The 19,051-nt window shown below is 74.1% G+C and carries 16 protein-coding genes; 7 read left to right on the top strand and 9 right to left on the bottom strand.

Annotated elements, in window-relative coordinates; all coding sequences use genetic code 11:
- Positions 1-208: 208 nt before the first annotated feature.
- Positions 209-1,561, bottom strand: coding sequence for an MFS transporter (locus tag AB0D45_RS22755; RefSeq protein WP_362461908.1), 1,353 nt, complete (start codon positions 1,559-1,561; stop codon positions 209-211).
- Positions 1,562-1,929: 368 nt separating this feature from the next.
- Between AB0D45_RS22755 and AB0D45_RS22750 the strand changes: the two genes are divergently transcribed.
- Positions 1,930-2,862 (top strand): DUF3027 domain-containing protein, encoded by a 933-nt coding sequence (locus AB0D45_RS22750; RefSeq protein ID WP_362461905.1) that lies wholly within the window; start codon positions 1,930-1,932, stop codon positions 2,860-2,862.
- 232 nt (positions 2,863-3,094) lie between these two features.
- Here the strand turns inward: AB0D45_RS22750 and AB0D45_RS22745 are convergent, their stop codons facing one another.
- Positions 3,095-4,126, bottom strand: a complete 1,032-nt coding sequence (locus AB0D45_RS22745; protein ID WP_362461902.1) for a WD40 repeat domain-containing protein — start codon at positions 4,124-4,126, stop codon at positions 3,095-3,097.
- A 134-nt stretch (positions 4,127-4,260) separates the two neighbouring features.
- Between AB0D45_RS22745 and AB0D45_RS22740 the strand changes: the two genes are divergently transcribed.
- The 3 genes from AB0D45_RS22740 (at position 4,261) to AB0D45_RS22730 (ending at position 6,630) form a co-directional block, all read left to right on the top strand.
- On the top strand, positions 4,261-4,956 hold the full coding sequence (locus tag AB0D45_RS22740) for a GDSL-type esterase/lipase family protein (protein WP_362461900.1): 696 nt from the start codon (positions 4,261-4,263) through the stop codon (positions 4,954-4,956).
- A 59-nt stretch (positions 4,957-5,015) separates the two neighbouring features.
- Positions 5,016-6,005, top strand: a complete 990-nt coding sequence (locus AB0D45_RS22735) for an aldo/keto reductase (protein ID WP_362461897.1) — start codon at positions 5,016-5,018, stop codon at positions 6,003-6,005.
- Positions 6,006-6,249: 244 nt separating this feature from the next.
- Entirely contained in the window at positions 6,250-6,630 is a 381-nt protein-coding gene (locus AB0D45_RS22730; protein WP_361602414.1) for an MmcQ/YjbR family DNA-binding protein, read from the top strand.
- 63 nt (positions 6,631-6,693) lie between these two features.
- On the opposite strand, the gene AB0D45_RS22725 is transcribed toward AB0D45_RS22730, so the two are convergent.
- The 5 genes from AB0D45_RS22725 to AB0D45_RS22705 form a co-directional block, all read right to left on the bottom strand.
- On the bottom strand, positions 6,694-7,251 hold the full coding sequence (locus tag AB0D45_RS22725; protein WP_362461894.1) for a YbaK/EbsC family protein: 558 nt from the start codon (positions 7,249-7,251) through the stop codon (positions 6,694-6,696).
- Between the two features lie 45 nt (positions 7,252-7,296).
- Positions 7,297-8,154: a dimethylargininase gene (ddaH, locus tag AB0D45_RS22720; RefSeq protein WP_361602408.1), complete on the bottom strand. Its 858-nt coding sequence runs from the start codon at positions 8,152-8,154 to the stop codon at positions 7,297-7,299.
- 216 nt (positions 8,155-8,370) lie between these two features.
- Positions 8,371-8,937, bottom strand: a complete 567-nt coding sequence (gene thpR / locus AB0D45_RS22715) for an RNA 2',3'-cyclic phosphodiesterase (RefSeq protein WP_362461891.1) — start codon at positions 8,935-8,937, stop codon at positions 8,371-8,373.
- Positions 8,938-9,215: 278 nt separating this feature from the next.
- On the bottom strand, positions 9,216-10,562 hold the full coding sequence (locus AB0D45_RS22710; RefSeq protein WP_362461888.1) for an MFS transporter: 1,347 nt from the start codon (positions 10,560-10,562) through the stop codon (positions 9,216-9,218).
- Positions 10,563-10,587: 25 nt separating this feature from the next.
- Entirely contained in the window at positions 10,588-11,025 is a 438-nt protein-coding gene (locus tag AB0D45_RS22705; RefSeq protein WP_361602399.1) for a MarR family transcriptional regulator, read from the bottom strand.
- 128 nt (positions 11,026-11,153) lie between these two features.
- Between AB0D45_RS22705 and AB0D45_RS22700 the strand changes: the two genes are divergently transcribed.
- Positions 11,154-11,336 (top strand): ribbon-helix-helix protein, CopG family, encoded by a 183-nt coding sequence (locus AB0D45_RS22700; protein ID WP_361602396.1) that lies wholly within the window; start codon positions 11,154-11,156, stop codon positions 11,334-11,336.
- A gap of 40 nt (positions 11,337-11,376) precedes the next feature.
- On the opposite strand, the gene AB0D45_RS22695 is transcribed toward AB0D45_RS22700, so the two are convergent.
- A complete protein-coding gene (locus AB0D45_RS22695; protein WP_361602393.1) occupies positions 11,377-12,804 on the bottom strand; it encodes an NCS2 family permease in 1,428 nt (475 codons plus the stop codon).
- Between the two features lie 140 nt (positions 12,805-12,944).
- Here AB0D45_RS22695 and AB0D45_RS22690 point away from each other — a divergent pair, with 140 nt between their 5' ends.
- Both AB0D45_RS22690 and AB0D45_RS22685 read left to right on the top strand, forming a co-directional pair.
- Positions 12,945-13,256 carry a DUF2530 domain-containing protein gene (locus AB0D45_RS22690; protein WP_362461883.1) on the top strand — a complete coding sequence of 104 codons (312 nt, stop codon included), beginning with the start codon at positions 12,945-12,947 and terminating at the stop codon, positions 13,254-13,256.
- Between the two features lie 103 nt (positions 13,257-13,359).
- Positions 13,360-15,816, top strand: a complete 2,457-nt coding sequence (locus tag AB0D45_RS22685; RefSeq protein WP_362461880.1) for an HAD-IC family P-type ATPase — start codon at positions 13,360-13,362, stop codon at positions 15,814-15,816.
- A gap of 5 nt (positions 15,817-15,821) precedes the next feature.
- Here AB0D45_RS22685 and AB0D45_RS22680 read toward each other — a convergent pair whose 3' ends face one another.
- A complete protein-coding gene (locus tag AB0D45_RS22680) occupies positions 15,822-18,932 on the bottom strand; it encodes a molecular chaperone Hsp90 (RefSeq protein ID WP_362461877.1) in 3,111 nt (1,036 codons plus the stop codon).
- Positions 18,933-19,051: the final 119 nt, after the last annotated feature.

The raw sequence follows: 19,051 nt of genomic DNA, 5'->3' as shown, positions 1-19,051 counted from the left end.
GGCTCCGCCCCAGTCCCCGCGCCTCGAGCGCCGGCAGGGCTGGATGGGTGGCGCCCCAGACCCCGCGCCTCAAGCGCCGGCGGGGCTGGAATCGGCTCCGCCCCAGACCCCGCGCCTCCAGCGCCGGTGGGGCCGGATCGGGCGCCGGGCCGGGGGCGCGCGCTTTGAACGCCGGTGGGGCGGGATTTCGCGCCCGAGGCTCGGGGTGTTACGCCACTCGGGGGTGGGCCGGGTGGGGGCGGGAGGTGAGGAGGCCGCGGAGGGCCATCGTCGTGCCCAGGGCGACCAGGACGGCGGCGACCGACATGCCCAGGATCCCGTTCAGCGGCAGGGCGATGCCGATCGCGCCGCCCAGCACCCACGCCACCTGGAGCAGCGTCTCCGAACGGGCGAAGGCCGACGTGCGGACGGCCTCCGGGACGTCCCGCTGGATCATCGCGTCAAGCGACAGTTTCGCCAGCGCCTGGCAGAAGCCCGCCGTCCCGGCCAGGACGGCCATGAGCAGCCCGCTGAAGAGGACGGCCGCCAGGATCGCCACGCCCAGGGTGGCGCAGAGGACCGCCGCCACGATCGCCTCCGGGGCGCGCGCCCGCAGCCACGCACCGACCGCCGTGCCGCAGGCGTTGCCGAGGCCCGCCGCCACGCCGACGATGCCCAGCGACACCGCCGCGCTCTGCCCCCCGAGCGGGTGCTCACGCAGCAGGAACGCCAGGAAGAAGATCAGGAACCCGGACAGCCCGCGCATCGACGCGTTCGCCAGCAGCCCGCACAGCACCGGACGGCTGACCGTCCGCAGCCCCGGGCGCTTCGAGTGCGCCTCGTGGGTGGACAGCCGGGCCCGGCGCTCGCCCTTGGCCTCGTCCACCTTGTGCGGCAGCTGGAACGCCGCGACCGTGCCCCAGACGAAGATCGCGCAGGCCCCGTACAGCGGCCACGGCGGCCCGATCCCGTGCAGGGCGGCCGCCACCGGCGCCGCCGCGCCCGTGGCGAGCAGGCCCGCCAGCGTGACCCGGGAGTTCGCCTTGACGAGTGAGAACGTCGGCGGCAGCAGGCGCGGGACCACGGCGCTGCGGACGACGCCGTACGCCTTCGAGGCCACCAGCACGCCCAGCGCCGCCGGGTACAGCTCCAGCCCGCCCGTCGCGACCGCGCCGGACATCATCAGCGCCAGCAGGGCCCGCGTCAGCATCGCGCCCGCCATCGCCGCCCGCCGGCCGTGCGGCAGCCGGTCCAGCAGGGGGCCGATCACCGGGGCCAGCAGGGTGAAGGGCGCCATGGTGATCGCCAGGTACAGGGCCACCCGGCCGCGCGCCTCGTCCGTGGGGACGGAGAAGAACACCGTCGACGCCAGCGCCACCGTGATCATCACGTCGCCGGCGCCGTTGATCGCGTGCAGTTCGATCAGCCGGCCCAGCCCCGATTCACCCGCCCCCTGGGCGTGCGTGGCACGCCGGATCCCGCGCGCCGGGCCGGTGATCGGCAGGTGCAGGGCACGCCCGACGGCCCGGCCGGCCCGCCTGGCCGGTCCCGGGCCGTCTGCGGACGACCGTACGGGTGCCACGTGGCCATAGTGCCCCACACGGCCGCCAGTACCCCCTCCGGCACGTCCCCCGGTGCGTTGCGGGCCGCCGCCGCGCCGGTCCCCTCGTACGGGCGTTGTCCGCGAATCGGACCTCGCATGTGGGCCGAAGGCTCCGGAGGAGGTAGCGTGCGTAGCGCGCCACCGGCGGTTGCACTTGGCCGCGCGCCTCTTCGCGATCCCGCAGAATGGATCACAGTGGGGTGCGCCCGAGGCCGATCGGGGCGCGGACGTCGACGCGGCCCTCTGGTCCGCTCCGCCCGCGCTACGTACGGACGAGACCGACGGGTCGTTGTGGACGACAGTACGGACGGCGCACTCGTGAGACGGCGTAGGAGAGAACGAGACCTGTGAGTGCTGCGACGACGCGAAGCCGTACCCCGCGTACCCCGCGTACGCCCGCCCCCGACCGCCTCTGCGCCGAGGCGGTGGAGTTCGCCCGCGCGGCGGCCGAGGAGGCCGCCCACCCCGGTGTGGTGGGCGAGCACGTGTCGGTCGTCGCGGAGGGCGACCGGGTCGTCACGCACCTCTTCGAGTGCGAGGAGCCGGGCTACCGGGGCTGGCGCTGGGCCGTGACCGTGACCCGCGCCTCCCGCGCGAAGAACGTCACCCTCGACGAAACGGTGCTCCTGCCCGGCGACGACGCGCTGCTCGCCCCCGAATGGGTGCCGTGGAGCGAACGGCTGCGCCCGGGCGACATGGGCCCCGGCGACCTGCTGCCCACGGACGCCGACGACCTGCGGCTGGAGCCGGGCTGGTCCGGGGAGGACGCGCCGCCGCCGAACTCGGTGGTGTCGGCCGAGATGGCCGAACTGGTGGAGGCGGAGGACGCCGACGTCACCGACCGGGCGGTCGTCCCGGCGCGCGGCTCCATCGCCGCGGTGGCGGAAGAGCTCGGCATGCGCCGTGCGCGCGTCCTGTCGCGGTACGGGCTGCACAGTGCGGCCGACCGGTGGGACGAGTCGTTCGGGGCGAAGACGGCGATGGCGCAGGCGGCGCCCGCGTCGTGCGTCTCGTGCGGGTTCCTCGTCGCGATCGGGGGCTCGCTGGGGCAGGCCTTCGGTGTCTGCGCGAACGAGTTCGCCCCGGCGGACGGCCGGCTGGTGTCCCTGTCGTACGGCTGCGGCGGCCACTCGGAGGCCGCGGTCATGCCGAAGCCGCTGCGGCCCGCGCCGCCGGTGCTCGACTCGATGGCGACGGACGAGTTCCCGCTCCGCCAGGCCCCCGACACCGGCTCGGTGCCCCCGGCGGACCTGCCGTCCGCCGACCTGGGGCACTCGTAGCGCAGGCGGCGCGGGCCGGCGGGCAGAGCGGGCGCGGACCCCTGTCGTCACCCCCGTGAACGACAAGGGCCCGGGCCCGGCGGTGCGCCGTGGCCGCAAGGCCGGGCGCGGAGAGGGACGCCGTCGGCCGCCCGCCCGGTTCCCGAACGCCCCGGCAACGCCGGAACGGGCCCGCGGCCGGGCCGGCTCAGTTCCGGGCGGCGGCGTCCGGACGGCCCGCGGCCGCGGTGGCTCAGGGCTTCGGGCGGCGGCGCAGCACGCGCTTGCCCGCCAGGACCAGGGCCGTGCCCGCCGCCAGGACCAGGGCCCCCTTGGTGAAGCTGCCGGAACCCGGCGTGGCGGGCTCGCCCTGGGCCCCGGAGCCCGATCCGCCGGCGCCCTGGCCCCCGGGCTGCTGCGGCGACCCGGCCCCCGCCGGGTCGGGCGCACCCGACGCGGTCGCCACGGGTACCGCCACCACCTTGCTGTTCGCGCCCTCCGCCCCGAACATCAGCGTCCGGCCGTCCGGCGTGTACGTCACCGACTCGGCCTGCCCCTGCCACGGCGCGTCCTGCCGCTCGCCCTCCCCCTGCGGGCGGCCGTCCTTCCACGGGTACGTCCGGGCCGTGAAGTACCCGCGCAGCGTCAGCCGCCCCCCGTCCGGCGAGAACGCCCCGTCCGTCACCCACGGCACGTCCGCGACCCGGCGGAAGACGTTGCGCCCGTCCGCCGACAGCCGCTCGGGGCCCTCGTACAGGCCGCCGCCCTGCTCGTTCTTGCTCGCGATGTACACCCGGCCCGTCACCGGATGGACCATCAGCGCCTCCGCGTTGCGCGGCCCGTCGGCGTAGACCACGGTGAACTGCTCGGCCTTGACGGTCTGGTCGCCCAGTTCCCTCGGCTCCTGGAAGCGGTAGATCCACACGTGGTCCCAGGTGCCGTTCCTGTTGTCGCCGATGTCGCCCACGTACAGCTGCCCGTCCGGGCCGAGCGAGATCGCCTCCACGTCGCGCGGCGTCCCGATCCCGGTCAGCGTCACCCGTGCGAGGGTCCTGCCCGTCGCGGAGTCCACCGCGTACACGTACGGGCCGTCGTCGCTGTCGTTGTGCGTCCAGTACACGCCCGGGTGGACGCGGCTGGCCGCGAGGCCGCTCGACTCCCTGATGCGCGGGTCGGTGATGGTGAACCCGGCGGCGGCGGGGGTTTCCGCCGCCAGGGCGGCCCCCGGCAGCACGGCCAGCACGAGGGCGGCGGGAACGGCGGTCAACCGGGGCAGCAGGCGCATCCCTCAAGCCTGCCAGCCCGTGGGGGGTGTCCGGTGGACCGGGCCGGGTCCGCGGTGTCCGGTGCCCCGCCCACCCCCTGCGGCGTGTCCGGCGTCACAGGGGTTCCGGTCGTGTGATCCGCGATGATGGCCGGATGCGTTTCATGTTCGTCGGCGACTCCATGACCATCGGACGCGCCGGCGACTTCACCTGGCGCTACCGGATGTGGCAGCACCTCGGCGCCACCCTGGGCGACGGCTCCTTCGAGATCGTCGGGCCGCGCAGCGCGCTGTACGACACCGCCACCGACACCCCCACCAGCCACGCCTACGCCGCCGCGGACTTCCCCGCGCACGCCCGCCGGCACCTGGCCGGCTGGGGCGAGGGCTGGCAGCACATGGCACCCCTGGTCGGGCCCGCCGCCGGCGCCGCCCGCGCGGACGTCCTGCTCGTCTCCCTCGGCCTGATCGACCTCGGCTTCTACACGAAGGCCGACCAGACCGCCGACAACGTGCGCCGCTTCGTCGCGGCAGCGCGGGAGGCCCGCCCCGCCGTCCGGATGGTCTTCCTGCCGGTCATACCCAACGTCCGCGCCGAGAAGGACGCCCCGTTCGCGGCGGAGGTCGCCCGCTTCAACGAGCTGCTCGGGAAAGCGGTCGCCGACCTGACGGCCGACGCCTCGCCGATCCTGCTGGCCGCCCGCCCGCACGCGTACGACATCCACCGGGACACCTACGACGGCACGCACCCCAACGCCTCCGGGGAGCACCGCCTCGCCGGCGAGTTCGCGGCCGTCCTGCACCAGGCCTGGGGCATCGGCGGCCCCTACCGGCCCGCGCGGGATCCGTAACCCCCTTCGTGCGAAGGGGTCTTGCCTGGAGCGCACTCCAAGCAGTTGGCTAGTGGCCCATGAAGTACACGCAGCTCGGACGCACCGGTCTCAAAGTCAGCCGCCTCGTACTCGGCACCATGAACTTCGGCCCCCAGACGGGCGAGCCGGAGAGCCACGCGCTCATGGACGCCGCCCTCGACGCCGGCATCAACTTCTTCGACACCGCCAACGTATACGGCTGGGGTGAGAACAAGGGCCGCACCGAGGAGATCATCGGGACCTGGTTCGCGCAGGGCGGCGGCCGCCGCGAGAAGACGGTCATCGCCACCAAGGTCTACGGCTCCATGTCCCGTGGGGGCGAGACCTGGCCCAACTACGACCGCCTCTCCGCCCTGAACATCCGCCGGGCCGTCGACGAGAGCCTGCGCCGCCTGAAGACCGACCACATCGACGTCTACCAGTTCCACCACGTCGACCGGCAGACCCCCTTCGAGGAGATCTGGCAGGCCATCGAGGTCCTCGTCCAGCAGGGCAAGATCCTCTACGCGGGCTCCTCCAACTTCCCCGGCTGGAAGATCGCCCAGGCCAACGAGACCGCCGCCCGCACCGGCCGGCTCGGCCTCGTCAGCGAGCAGTGCCTCTACAACCTCTCCGAGCGGCGCGCCGAGATGGAGGTCATCCCCGCCGCCGAGGCGTACGGACTCGGCGTCATCCCCTGGTCCCCGCTGCACGGGGGGCTGCTGGGCGGCGTCATCAAGAAGGAGGCCGCGGGCGGCCGGAGGGCCTCCGGGCGCTCGGCGGACGCCCTCGCCAACAGCTCGGTCCGGGCACAGCTGGAGGCGTACGAGGACCTCCTCGACAAGCACGGCCTGGAACCCGGCGAGGTCGCCCTGGCCTGGCTGCTGACCCGCCCCGGCGTCACCGGCCCGATCGTCGGCCCGCGCACCGCGGAGCAGCTGGAGTCGGCGCTGCGGGCGGTGGAGCTGGAACTCTCCGAGGAGCTGCTGGCCTCCCTGGAGGAGATCTTCCCCGGCCCGGGCCCCTCCCCGGAGGCCTTCGCCTGGTAGCCGCGGCGGCTGCGCACGCACACCGCCCCGCCGCGCGCTTCGGGCGCGGGCGGGGCGGGCGGGTACGGGCGTACGGCAGCGGCGGGGCGTGCGGGCTACTGGCCCACCGCGGCCGCCACCGCCACGACGACGAACATCAGCACGAGCACACCGGCCATGACACGGTTCCTGGTCTTCGGGTCCACCCGTCGAGACTAACGCGCTCCCCTCCCCGCCCTTCGCCAGGGGCTGCGAGACTTGCGTCATGGTCACCGTCGACGACGTACGGCGGCTCGCGCTCGCGCTGCCGCGCACCGAGGAACACCTCGTCCGCGACCGGGTGAAGTTCCGCATCGGCCGGATCGTCTACCTCGCCCTGTCCCGGGACGAGACCGAGCTCGGCTTCGCCTTCCCCAAGGAGGAGCGGGCCGCGCTCGTCGCCTCCGCCCCGGACACGTTCTCCCTGCCCGGCGCCGGGGACATGCGCTACCACTGGGTGCACGCCCGCATGGCCGCCCTCGACACCGCGGAACTCGCGGAGCTGGTCACCGACGCCTGGCGGATGTGCGTACCGGCCGGCGTCGCCCGCGCCCACCTGGCGGGCCCCCCGCCGCCCGCGCCCGGGCCGGAGGCGGCCGGAAGCTGACCGGGGCGCGGGGACGGCCGGGCACCCGGGACCCCCGCCGGCCGAGGTGCCCGGCGCGTACCGCTACGTCACCGTCAGCCGCAGGGCGGGCAGCCCCGCGCCGTCCGGCGGGACCAGGGCCGGCGCCTCGCCGATCCGGGCCGCCCGCGGGCGCACCAGCGCCAGGTAGCTGGAGGTGCGCAGCGCCACCGACTCGTCGAGGCGGCCCGCGTTGAACCAGATCTCCTCGTGCTCCAGCAGGGCCGGGTCCACGACCACCTCCACGGAGGGATCGAAGCTCACCGGCATGATCGAACCGCTGACGCAGCCCGTCAGCTCCTCGGCGACCTCCCGCACGGCGAAGGAGGCGTTCGTGCCGCCGTACTCGGCCCGCACCGCCTCCAGGTCGACGCGGCAGTGCCCCGGCACCACGGCGATCACGTAGCGGCGCTGTTTGCGTCCCAGCGCGACTCTGATCACCAGGCACTTGGCGGCCTGTTCGAGCCGGTGGCCGCGTATCAGGCTGGCGCGTTCGGTACGCCCCTCCGGGGCGTGGCGCAGCAGCCGGTAGTCGGCTCCTCCGTCCGCCAGGAGGCCGAGCAGGCGGGCGTAGCTGTCCGCGATCGCGGTCGCAGAGGTCACAACGGTCCTTTCCGGAAATACGTCGGTGATGACGTCGGTGGTGACTCAGCGGTCGCGCAGCTCCAGGGTGCAGCACTTCACGCTGCCGCCCGCCTTCAGGAGTTCGGAGAGCCCGACTCCCACCGGCTCGAAGCCGCGCGCGCTGAGCTGGGCCATCAGGCCGGTCGCCGCCTCCGGCAGCAGCACGTGCCGGCCGTCGGAGAAGGCGTTCAGCCCGAAGACCGCCGCGTCCTCGGCGGTCGCGAGGATCGCGTGGGGGAACATCGTGCGGAGCACGGCCCGGCTGCCCTCGGAGAAGGCGGCCGGGTAGTACATGACCTCGTCGTCGGAGAGCACGGCCAGGGCCGTGTCCAGGTGGTAGTACTCCGGGTCGACGAGGGTCAGGCTCGTCACCGGCAGGCCGAAGAACTCCTGGGCCTCGGCGTGCGAGCGCGGGTCGGTGCGGAAGCCGGTGCCGGCGAGCAGCCGGCGGCCGACGGTGAGGAAGTCGCCCTCGCCCTCGTTGACGTACTCGGGCCACAGCACCTCGCGGTAGCCGCGCCGGCCGAACCAGTCCAGGTACGCCGGGCCCTCGGCGGTGCGCTGCACGTGCCGGAACCGCGCGCCGTAGACCCTGCCGTCGACGACGGTGGCGCCGTTCGCTGCGAACACCATGTCGGGCAGGCCCTCGACGGGGTCGATCTCCTCGACCGTGTGGCCGAGTTCGCGGTACAGGTCGCGCAGCCGCTCCCACTGGCGGACCGCGAGGCCGGGGTCGGTGCTCCTCTCCGGGTGCATCCAGGGGTTGATCGAGTACGTGACGTCGTAGTGCTGGGGACGGCACATCAGCAGCCTGCGCCGGGTGGCGGTGCGCGCGGGGGTGGTGGGCGCGGTCGTCGTCATCGTCGGCTCGGTGAGCGGCACGGGGACTCCTTCGGGGGTGACTGGAGGAACTCCGGGCCGTCGCCGCGCGCGGTGGCGCGGGGCGACGGGTGGTGCGGGGCGTCAGCGGGCGGCCTGCTCGGTTTACTGGGCCGGAGCATGCCGGGGCCGCCTCTACTGCTTCTGTTTCACCGGAATCCGGATTCCGCGCCCCGAAGTACGGGCCACGGGGGAGTGAACCCTCCCCGAACGCCGGCCTCAGCCCGACAGGGGCCAGGCCCCGGCCACCTCGTAGCGGGGCTGCTCGCCGGGGATGCCGCTGGTGGGGAGGTTGCTGCGGACCAGGCTGAGGGTGTCGACCCGCCAGGGCGTGCCCTCGAAGCCGGCGAGGGCGTCGAGGCAGGGCCGCAGAGAGGCGCCGGGGCCGGGGCCGGGGCGGCTGCGGGCCAGGGTGAGGTGCGGGGTGTAGCGGCGGTGCTGCTCCATGGGGATCCCGGCCCGGCGGGCGGCGGCGTCGGCGCGCTCGGCCAGCAGGCGCAGCGCGTCGAGCCCGCCGGCGGCCCCGGTCCACAGGGTGCGGTTGCCGAAGTGGCCGACGCCGTGGAGGCGGAGCGGGAAGGGGGCGGTACGGTGCGCCGCGCGGGCGAGGCGGGCGTGCAGCTCGGGGAGCAGGGGGTCGGGGACCTCTCCCATGAAGGCGAGCGTGAAGTGCCAGGCCGCCTCGGTGGTCCACCGCAGCCCCTCCGGGTGGGGCGCCCGCGCGACGGCGTCACGCAGCTCCCCGACGGCGTCGGGCCCGGGCAGCACGGCGGCGAACAGCCTCACGCCCCCGACGCTACCGCTCCGCTCCGCGCCGGGGCAGGGGGCCGTGCCGGGGGCCGGGGGCCGGGGGCCGAGTGCGGGGTGACGGGCCCCAGGGGGGCCGTGTCGCTGCGCCGGGCTCGCCCCTCCCCGCCCTTCGTCCGTTCCCCGGGGCTGCGCCCCGGCCCCCCCTGGGGTCGCCCCCGGACCCCCGCGCCTCTCCCGCCGGCGGGGCCGGGCAGCGCCCGGGGAACGGTGGAAGGGCGGGTCGGGGACCCCCCACCGGACCGCCCGGCCAGGGCTCAGGCGGCCGTGGTCAGTTCGCGGCGCGGGGACGGCACGAACGCGATGCCGCGGCGGTTCACGCTCAGGCGGAGGTTGCCCACGCGGGAGAGGACCACCGCGACGCCGACCGCCGCCGCCAGGGAGAGCAGGCCGCCGGACGCCATGCCCAGCCGCGCTCCGTAGGTGTCCGTGATCCATCCCACCAGCGGGGCCCCCACGGGCGTGCCGCCGGTGAAGACCATCATGTACAGCGCCATGACCCGCCCCCGCATCTCGGGATCGGTGGCCATCTGGACGCTGGAGTTCGCCACGACGTTCACGGTCAGGCCGAACATCCCGATCGGCACCAGCAGCGCCGCGAAGAGCCAGAAGCCCGGGGCGAACGCGGTGACCAGCAGCAGGGCCGAGAAGAGCACCGCCGCCGTCACCAGCAGCCGCAGCCGGGCCTGGCCGCGGCGGGCCGCCAGCAGGGCACCGGCCAGGGAGCCGGCCGCGATGAGGGTGTTGAACAGCCCGTACGTGCCCGCGTCCCCGTGGAAGACGTCGTCGACGAAGGCCGACAGCCAGATCGGGAAGTTGAACCCGAACGTGCCGATGAAGCCGACCAGCACGATCGGCCACACCAGCTCGGGCCGGCCCGCGACGTACCGCAGGCCCTCGCGCAGCTGGCCCTTGGCGCGCGGCTGCGGGGTGACGGAGTGCAGCTCGTGCGTGCGCATCAGCAGCAGGCCGGCGATGGGCGCGGCGAAGGACAGGCCGTTCATCAGGAAGGCCCAGCCGGAGCCGACGGCCGTGATGAGCACGCCGGCGATCGCCGGGCCGACCAGCCGCGCGGACTGGAAGTTGGCGGAGTTCAGGCTGACCGCGTTGGCGAGCTGCGCGGGGCCGACCATCTCGGAGACGAACGTCTGCCGGGCCGGGTTGTCGACGACGGTGACCAGGCCGATGAGGAAGGCCGCGAGGTAGACGTGCCAGACCTGGACGTGTCCGGCCAGGGTCAGCGCGGCGAGCGCGACACCGGTGAGGCCCATCGCGCTCTGCGTGGTGATCAGCAGCGGCCGCTTGGGCAGCCGGTCGGCGAGTACGCCTCCGTAGAGCCCGAACAGCAGCATCGGCAGGAACTGCAGGGCGATGGTGATGCCGACGGCGGACGCGGAGCCGGTCAGGGAGAGGACCAGCCAGTCCTGCGCGATGCGCTGCATCCAGGTGCCCGTGTTCGAGACGACCTGGCCGGTGGCGAAGAGCCGGTAGTTGCGGATCTTCAGCGAGCTGAACATGGTCTGCCTGCCCGCACTGCCACCCGGAGCAGTAGTAGTGGTGGATGTATGGCCGGGTGCGGAGTCTGCTCCGGTTCCCGTACTCAAAAGCGTTCGCCTCCTGGCGTGGTTCCTATAGGTGCGCGAGCTTCTCCAGGACGGGTGCGGCCGCGCGGAGCTTGGCCCATTCGTCCTCGGTGAGCTCGGCCGCGAGCCCGGCCAGGAAGGCGTTGCGCTTGCGACGGCTCTCTTCGAGCATCGCCTCGGCCTCCTCGGTCTGGCGGACCACCTTCTGGCGGCGGTCCTCGGGATGCGGCTCCAGCGTGACCAGTCCCTTGGCCTCCAGCAGCGCGACGATGCGTGTCATCGACGGCGGCTGGACGTGCTCGCGCCGGGCCAGCTCGCCGGGTGTGGCGTGGCCGCAGCGGGCGAGGGTGCCGAGCACCGACATCTCGGTCGGGCTGAGCGATTCGTCGACGCGCTGGTGCTTCAGGCGCCGGCCCAGCCGCATCACGGCGGAGCGGAGGTCGTTCACGGCGGCGGCATCGTCGCCATGGGAAAGGTCATGCATGTCTTTAGAGTAACTCATTACTCTGTCTAATGAAAAACCGGTTACCGGCCACCCCGTCTCACTCGTACGGGTGAGGAAGCGGCGAAAAGTGACACGCGCCCGCACCGTCTGCCCCGACCCTGTCGGGCATGGGGACACATGTGCTGAGCGTGCGCATGGACGGGGAGCTGCTGGACCGGCTCCGCCACCATGCCGCCAAACGCGGAATGAGCGTCCAGGACTATGTGGTCCGGACGCTCATTCGCGATGACTTCGACGAGCGGTTCAAGGCCGCCGTCGACGAGACGGAGAAGTTCTACGGGCTCACGTGAGGCCCGGCCGTGCGCGGGGCCTGCGTGAGGCCGGGTGGGCCTACGTGAGGCCGAGGGCCGGCATCGCGTAGTAGAAGACGAAGACCGCCGCGACGGCGTACATGGCCGCCGGCACCTCGCGGCCCCGGCCCGTCGCCAGGCGCAGCACGCAGAAGCTGACGAAGCCGATGCCGATGCCGTTGGTGATCGAGTAGGTGAACGGCATCAGCACCATGGCCATGAAGGCCGGGACGGCGATGGTGAAGTCGTTCCAGTCGATGTCCCGGACCGAGCCCGCCAGGATCAGGAAGCCGACCGCCACGAGGGCGGGGGTGGCGGCCTGCGAGGGGACCATCGTGGCGAGCGGGGTGAGGAAGAGCGAGACGGTGAAGAGCGCGCCGGTCACCACGTTGGCCAGGCCCGTGCGGGCGCCCTCGCCGACGCCCGCCGTGGACTCCACGAAGCAGGTGGTGGCGGACGAGGAGGTCGCGCCGCCGGAGGCGACGGCCAGGCCGTCCACGAGCAGGACCCGGTTGATGCCGGGGAAGGTGCCGTCCGGCTTCGTCAGCTTGGCCTCGTCGCCGACGCCGAGGATGGTGCCCATCGCGTCGAAGAAGCAGGACAGCAGCACGGTGAAGACGAACAGGGCGCCCGTGAGCACCCCGACCTTCCCGAAGCCGCCGAAGAGGCTGACCTGGCCGACGAGCCCGAAGTCGGGCGCGGCCACCGGATTGCCCGGCCACTGCGGCACGGTCAGGCCCCAGGCCAGGTCCGGCAGGTCGGTGACCGCCTGGACGGCGACCGCGACGACGGTCATGACCACGATGGAGATCAGGATCGCGCCGGGCGTCTTGCGGATCAGCAGCGCGAGGGTGAGCAGGACGCCGACGACGAAGACCAGGACCGGCCAGCCGTGCAGGTGGCCGTTGCCGCCCAGCTGGAGCGGGACCGTCGTGTGCGCGGCGTCCGGGATGCGGGTGACGAAGCCGGAGTCGACCAGGCCGATCAGCATGATGAAGAGGCCGATGCCGATCGCGATGCCCTTGCGCAGGCCCAGCGGGACGGCGTTCATGACCCGCTCGCGCAGGCCGGTGGCGACCAGCAGCATCACCACGAAGCCGGCCAGCACCACCATGCCCATGGCGTCGGGCCAGCTCATGCGGGGGGCCAGCTGGAGGGCCACGACGGTGTTGACGCCGAGACCGGCCGCCAGTGCGATCGGCACGTTGCCGATGACGCCCATCAGGAGGGTGGAGAAGGCGGCCGTCAGGACGGTGGCGGTGACGAGCTGGCCGCCGTCGAGCTGGTGCCCGTACATGTCCTTCGCGCTGCCCAGGATGATCGGGTTCAGCACGATGATGTAGGCCATCGCGAAGAAGGTGGCGAAGCCGCCCCGGACCTCGCGGGCGACGGTCGAACCACGCTCGGAGATCTTGAAGTAGCGGTCCAGGCCGGTGGTGGGGGCCGCGGCGGGTGCCGAGGTGCTCATGCGGTCCTCAAACGGGGTCTATTGGGCGGTTCATACGAACGAATCCGGTCGCAGGCAAACCGTTTCAGTATGAACACACGACCGAAGGCCAGTCCATCTCCGCGCGTAGACCCCGAAACGCGCCGCCTAGACTGGTCGCCATGGCGAAGTGGACTGCGAAGCACGAGGCGCCCGAGCCCCTGGAGGGCCCGGTTGTCGCCACCATCACCGGCGGCACGGTCCTCTGGTTCGCCCTGTTCGTCCTCCAGCTGCCCTTCTACGGCTGGTTCGCCGACCGGGACCTGCTGTGGTGGGTGTGGACCTGCGCCGCCGGCGGCGGCCTCGGCCTGATCGGCATCTGGTACGTCCGCGGCCGTGACGCCGCGCTCCGCGCCCACGCGGCGGAGCGGGCCGCACGGGCCGACGGGTCCGGGGAGGCGGGACCGGCCGCGCAGCCGGGCGACGGCGCGTAGCACCTCCGCGGGGGCGACCCGGGGACGGTCCGGGTCATCCCGACGTCGGATCCTCCGGCCGCTCGGCGGGTGAAGCGCCCGCACCGCCTTTACCGTCGAAAGCATGACGCAGCGGGCGAGGACCGACCACGACGGGCCGGAACGGGCCGACGGCGCCGCCATCGACGCGGGCGCCGAGCTCGATCCCGTACACCCGGTGAAGCCCCCCGCCCCCCGCTTCACGCCGGGCGGCCTCACCACCGCCGAAGTCGCCGAACGCGTGGCGCGCGGCGACATCAACGACGTCCCCGTCCGCTCGTCCCGCTCCACCGCCGACATCGTCCGCGGGAACGTCTTCACCCGCTTCAACGCCATCATCGGCCTCCTGTGGGCGATCATGCTGATCGTCGCGCCCATCCAGGACAGCCTCTTCGGCTTCGTGATCCTCGCGAACACCGGCATCGGCATCATCCAGGAACTGCGCGCCAAGAACACCCTCGACGGCCTCGCCGTCATCGGCGAGGCCAAACCGAGCGTGCGCCGCGACGGCACCACCGCCGAGGTCTCCACCTCCGAGATCGTCCTCGGCGACGTCATCGAACTGGGCCCCGGCGACAAGGTCGTCGTCGACGGGACCCTCGGCGAGGCCGACGGACTGGAGATCGACGAGTCCCTGCTCACCGGCGAGGCCGACCCCGTCCTGAAGAAGGCCGGCGACCCGGTCATGTCCGGCTCCTTCGTGGTCGCCGGCAGCGGCGCCTTCACCGCCACCAAGGTCGGCCGCGCGGCCTACGCCGCCCAGCTGGCCGAAGAGGCCTCGCGCTTCACCCTCGTCCACTCCGAACTGCGCTCCGGCATCTCCACCATCCTCAAGTACGTCACCTGGATGATGGTCCCGACCTCCATCGGCCTGATCATCAGCCAGCTCGTGGTGAAGGACACGGACCTCAAGGAGTCCGTCGCCCGCACCGTCGGCGGCATCGTCCCGATGATCCCCGAGGGGCTCGTCCTGCTCACCTCCGTCGCCTTCGCCATCGGAGTCATCCGGCTCGGCCGCAAACAGTGCCTCGTCCAGGAACTGCCCGCCATCGAAGGCCTCGCCCGCGTCGACGTCGTCTGCCTCGACAAGACCGGCACCCTCACCGAGGGCGGCATGGACGTCACCGAGGTACGCCCGCTCGGCGGCGCGGAACCGGCGTACGTCGAGAAGGTGCTCGGCGCCCTCGGCGAATCCGACCCGCGCCCCAACGCCAGCCTCCAGGCCATCATCGACGCCTACCCCGACAGCGCCGACTGGCGCTGCACCGAGTCCCTGCCCTTCTCCTCCGCCCGCAAGTACAGCGGCGCCAGCTTCAGCGAGGGCGACGGCGAGAACAACACCTGGCTGCTCGGCGCCCCCGACGTGCTCCTGCCCGCCGGGGACCCGGCGCTCCAGGAGATCGACGGCCTCAACGAGCAGGGACTGCGGGTCCTGCTGCTGGCCCGCTCCGCCCGCGAGCTCGACGACCCCGCCGTGGCCACCGCCGTCCGGCCCACCGCCCTCGTCGTCCTCGAACAGCGGCTGCGCCCCGACGCCGCCGACACGCTGCGCTACTTCGAGGACCAGGCGGTGAAGGCGAAGGTCATCTCCGGCGACAACGCCGTCTCCGTCGGCGCGGTCGCCGGCAAGCTCGGGCTGCCCGGCGCCCAGAACACCGTCGACGCCCGCGACCTGCCGGCCGAACGCACCGCAATGGCCGAGGCGCTCGACGGCAACTCGGTCTTCGGCCGCGTCACCCCGCAGCAGAAGCGGGACATGGTCGGCGCCCTCCAGTCCAACGGCCACACCGTCGCCATGACCGGCGACGGCGTCAACGACGTCCTGGCCCTCAAGGACGCCGACATCGGCGTGAGCATGGGCTCCGGCTCCGAGGCCACCCGCGCCGTCGCCCAGATCGTGCTCCTGAACAACAGCTTCTCCACCCTGCCCTCGGTCGTCGCCGAGGGCAGGCGGGTCATCGGCAACATCACCCGGGTCGCGACGCTCTTCCTCACCAAGACGGTCTACTCGGTGCTGCTGGCGGTCCTGGTGGTCTGCTCCCAGGTCGAGTACCCCTTCCTGCCGCGCCACCTCACCCTGCTGTCCACGCTCACCATCGGCATCCCCGCGTTCTTCCTGGCGCTCGCCCCGAACACGGAGCGCGCCAGACCGCACTTCGTGAAGCGGGTCATGCGCTACGCCGTCCCCGGCGGCGTGATCGCGGCGGCGGCCACCTTCGCCACGTACCTGATCGCCCGGCACCACTACAGCGGCCCGGGCTCCCTGGAGGCCGAGACGAGCGCGGCGACGCTGGCCCTCTTCCTGACCTCCATGTGGGTGCTGGCGATCATCGCCCGGCCGTACACGTGGTGGCGGGTCGCCCTGGTCGGCGCGATGGGCGCGGCCTTCCTCGTCGTGCTGGTGGTGCCGTGGCTCCAGCACTTCTTCCAGCTCAAGCTGGAGGGCACCACGATGCCCTGGACGGCGGTCGCCATCGCGGCGGGCGCGGCGGCGCTGATCGAGTGCACCTTCCGGTGGGTGGACCGGCGGTTCCCGGCGTAGGCGCCCTAGTCGAACCACCTGTCCCGGGCCAGTTCCGCCGTGCGGGACGGGTCCTCCAGGAGGGCCGCCACCTCGAAGCGGCGGGGCCACTGGGCCGCCGCCCAGGCCAGGCCCGCCGCCACGCCCTCCAGGGTCGCCGCGTGCAGGACGCCGTCCGGGGTGAGCCGCCAGTCCAGCTCCGTACCGCCCGCCACCAGCTCCTCGTGCTCCACGTACGTCTTCGGCGTCGACGGCCCCAGCAGGGCCCGTACCGGCTCCGGGACCTCGTGCTCCTCGCCCGGCGTGCTCACCTCGGCCGGGACCGTGTCCGACAGGCGGCGCACCTGGAGCAGGTCCGCCAGGTCGGCCGCGCGGGACGGGGACACCGGCAGGAGCGGCAGACCCCCGGTGAGCGGCAGGAGGTCGGGGGCGTCGGCGACGACCGCGTCGGCCGCGTCCACCACGACCACCTCCCCGTCCACCACCGCCCGCAGCTCGTCCGGGAGCGTCACCTGCTCCGGGTCCAGGTCCGCCAGCGCCCCGTACAGGCCGTGCAGCTGCCGGCCCGTCACCTCGCGCTCCGGGTCCGCGAGGCGGGCCAGCAGTTCGGCGGCGCCGCCGGGCTCCTCCAGCAGGGCCCGCACGGAGGTCCGTACGCCCAGGGCGCGCAGCACCTGCTCGTCCTCGAAGCCGGTCGCGTCCGCCGGGGTGTACAGGCCCGCCAGCAGCGGATCGCCGCCGGCCGCCCGCAGCCCCGCGGGGCGGCGGCCGTCGAGCACCGGGTGGTCGCGCAGCCACCAGGCCGTGTACGGGCGCACCGACCGGGTCGTGCCGTCCGGGAGCAGGATCCGCACCGGCTGGGTCAGGGCGTCGCGCAGCGGCGGCTGCGCCAGCATCGCCAGGGCCTGCGGCCAGCGGTCGTCGTCGACGAGGTCCAGGTCCCGCACGGCGATCAGCTCGGTCGCCACCGGCGGCACGGGCGTGTCCGGGAGCTGGTCGAGCAGGTCCTCGCACCACACGTCGACGGCGTCCAGCAGACCCGCGTCATCCGGCTCGGCGAAGTCCCCCTCGCGCGGCTCCAGTTCGTCCGGGTCGAGCACCACGTCGGTGGCGCGGACCAGCTGGAACGCGGTCAGCACCCCGCACGCGGCCAGCGTGTCCGCGTCCCAGCGGGCGGCGAAGTCGGCGTCCAGGTACGGGACCTCGCCCTCGCGCAGCACCGACGCCAGCGGACTCCCGGCGAGCAGCAGCTCACCGGCCGGGGTCGGCTCCCCGTCCTCGTCCGGCAGGGCCAGCGCGCCCAGCCAGGGCTCGTCACCGCGGGCCAGGCCCGCGGCGCGGACCAGGGTCAGGACGGTGTCGGCGAGCTCCTCCGGGTCGGGCGCGTCCTCGTCCCAGATCTCGCCCGCGTCCAGCGAGGCGGCCACGGCGGCCCGGACCTGCGGGGTCGTCAGGACGGCGCGCGCGGTGGCCGGGAGGGCGCCGAGCCGCTCCAGCAGCGGGTGCGCGGCGTCCGGGTGGGCCACCTTCAGGCCCAGCCGGGCCAGCTCCGCCGGGGTGTCCGGGCCGGGCAGCAGCACGTGGCGCGGGCCGATGGTGGTGCGGCCGTCGGCGAGCGGCACGGGCAGGCCCGACAGCCGGTCGGGGTCCACCCCCGCCAGGGTGTCGTACAGGCGGTGCCACCAGTCCGGGGTGCGCTCGATGCCCGCGATCCGCTCGATGGCGTCACCGAGGGGGAGCCGGCCCACGCCCAGGGTGCGCAGCTCGGGGCGCCGCTCCAGCCCGGCCGGCAGCAGCGTCGGGAGCACCTCCGCGAGGACCCGTACCGTGTCGGCGCCCGCGCCCTCCACGACCTCGGCCTCGAAGGGGCGCAGCGCCGACAGCTCCTCGGTGGGGGCGGCCGGGGCGAGGAAGGCGGTACGGGGCAGCCGCCGCAGCACGGCGGCGCGCAGCGCCCCGTCCAGCGGGCCCTTGCCGAGCGGGCCGGGCACGAGGTCCACCAGCGCGGTGCTCACCGGCTCCCAGGTGCCCAGGAGTTCGGTGTACGCGTCCGCCGCGCGCTCCACCAGGAAGTCGGTCAGCGGTCCCGGCGCGGGGTGGCGGCGCGTGGTGTCCAGCGGCAGCGAGGCGATGAGCAGGGCGGGGACGCCGAGCGGCTCGTCGGTGGGGGTCGGGGCGTGGACGACGGGCGCGGTACGGGGGTGCACGGGTGCGCCGTCGGCGTCGACCGGGACGGCCCAGGTGACCGTCCAGTCGGGCCGCAGCCGCTCCTCGACGGGCCGGTCGGCGAGCAGGGCCGGCTCGATGGGGCCCGTGTGGCGGACGGTGCGCCAGCGGTGGGTGCCGGAGGCGGAGTCCTCGATGACGGTGTACGGGCCGTCCATGCGCCGGTACAGCACGCGGTGCCCGGCGGACGGGGTCTCGATGACGACCTCGCGCAGCCCGGGCAGGGTCAGCAGCAGCGCGTCGTCCACGCCGGCCAGCAGGCGTTCGGTGAGGTCCTCGGCGGCGGCGTCGCGCAGCGGGAGGACCACGACGGTGTCGTACCCCTCGGGGGCGGTGCCCTCGGCGGGCAGCGGCAGCCGCAGCAGCGGTACGTGGCCGTCGCGGCGGCGGAGTTCGTCGCCGAGGCCGGGGCTGCCGTTGGCGGCGTCCCGGGCCAGCTCGCGGGCCTCGGCGAGGGACCAGCGGACGCCGCCGTGGCGGCCGAGCACCGCCGGCTCGTCGGAGACGGCCAGCACGGCGGCGAAGCCGACGCCGAAGCGGCCGACGGAGCCCTGGTCGTTCTCCCGCTTGGCGGAGGCGCGCAGGGTGCTCAGCGACTCCACGCCCGTCGCGTCGAGCGGGGCCCCCGTGTTGGCGGCGGCCAGCACGGCGGGGCCGTCGGGGCCGGAGGGGTGCAGGGTCAGGCGCAGCCGGCCGGGGACCTTGGCGCGGCCGGCCGCGTCGGCGGCGTTCTGCGCCAGCTCCACGACGAGCCGGTCCCGGTAACCGCCGAGCGCGAGGTCCTCCTCGGCGTTGGCGTCCTCACGGAAGCGGGCCGGGCCCGCCCCCCACGCGTCGAGCACCCCGCGCCGCAGCCGGGCGGTGCCGAAGGGGTCCACGCCGGTCTGGGCCGCTGTCACTCGCACGTTCACGCCGCTGCCTCCATGCTGCCGCTGCCACTGGAGTGTCGAAGGTATCGCGTGGGCGGCCGCGCCCTGGCCGTGAGGTGGGCGAACACGGCGACGCGGAGGGGCGGTCGGGCGCCGGCGGG

It is taken from the genome of Streptomyces sp. NPDC048352, assembly GCF_040651895.1.
Lineage (GTDB): Bacteria > Actinomycetota > Actinomycetes > Streptomycetales > Streptomycetaceae > Streptomyces.
The sequence above is the reverse complement of the archived record's forward strand: the minus strand, read 5'-3'. Positions and strand labels throughout refer to the sequence as shown.

What these genes read in the sequence shown, in the direction of transcription:
- AB0D45_RS22730 (WP_361602414.1), top strand. Translation starts at nt 6,250, where the DNA reads ATGGTCACCGTCGACGACGTACGGCGGCTCGCGCTCGCGCTGCCGCGC.
- AB0D45_RS22745 (WP_362461902.1), bottom strand. Translation starts at nt 4,126, where the DNA reads ATGCGCCTGCTGCCCCGGTTGACCGCCGTTCCCGCCGCCCTCGTGCTG.
- AB0D45_RS22685 (WP_362461880.1), top strand. Translation starts at nt 13,360, where the DNA reads ATGACGCAGCGGGCGAGGACCGACCACGACGGGCCGGAACGGGCCGAC.
- AB0D45_RS22700 (WP_361602396.1), top strand. Translation starts at nt 11,154, where the DNA reads ATGGGGACACATGTGCTGAGCGTGCGCATGGACGGGGAGCTGCTGGAC.
- AB0D45_RS22695 (WP_361602393.1), bottom strand. Translation starts at nt 12,804, where the DNA reads ATGAGCACCTCGGCACCCGCCGCGGCCCCCACCACCGGCCTGGACCGC.
- AB0D45_RS22735 (WP_362461897.1), top strand. Translation starts at nt 5,016, where the DNA reads ATGAAGTACACGCAGCTCGGACGCACCGGTCTCAAAGTCAGCCGCCTC.
- AB0D45_RS22705 (WP_361602399.1), bottom strand. Translation starts at nt 11,025, where the DNA reads ATGCATGACCTTTCCCATGGCGACGATGCCGCCGCCGTGAACGACCTC.
- AB0D45_RS22690 (WP_362461883.1), top strand. Translation starts at nt 12,945, where the DNA reads ATGGCGAAGTGGACTGCGAAGCACGAGGCGCCCGAGCCCCTGGAGGGC.
- AB0D45_RS22740 (WP_362461900.1), top strand. Translation starts at nt 4,261, where the DNA reads ATGCGTTTCATGTTCGTCGGCGACTCCATGACCATCGGACGCGCCGGC.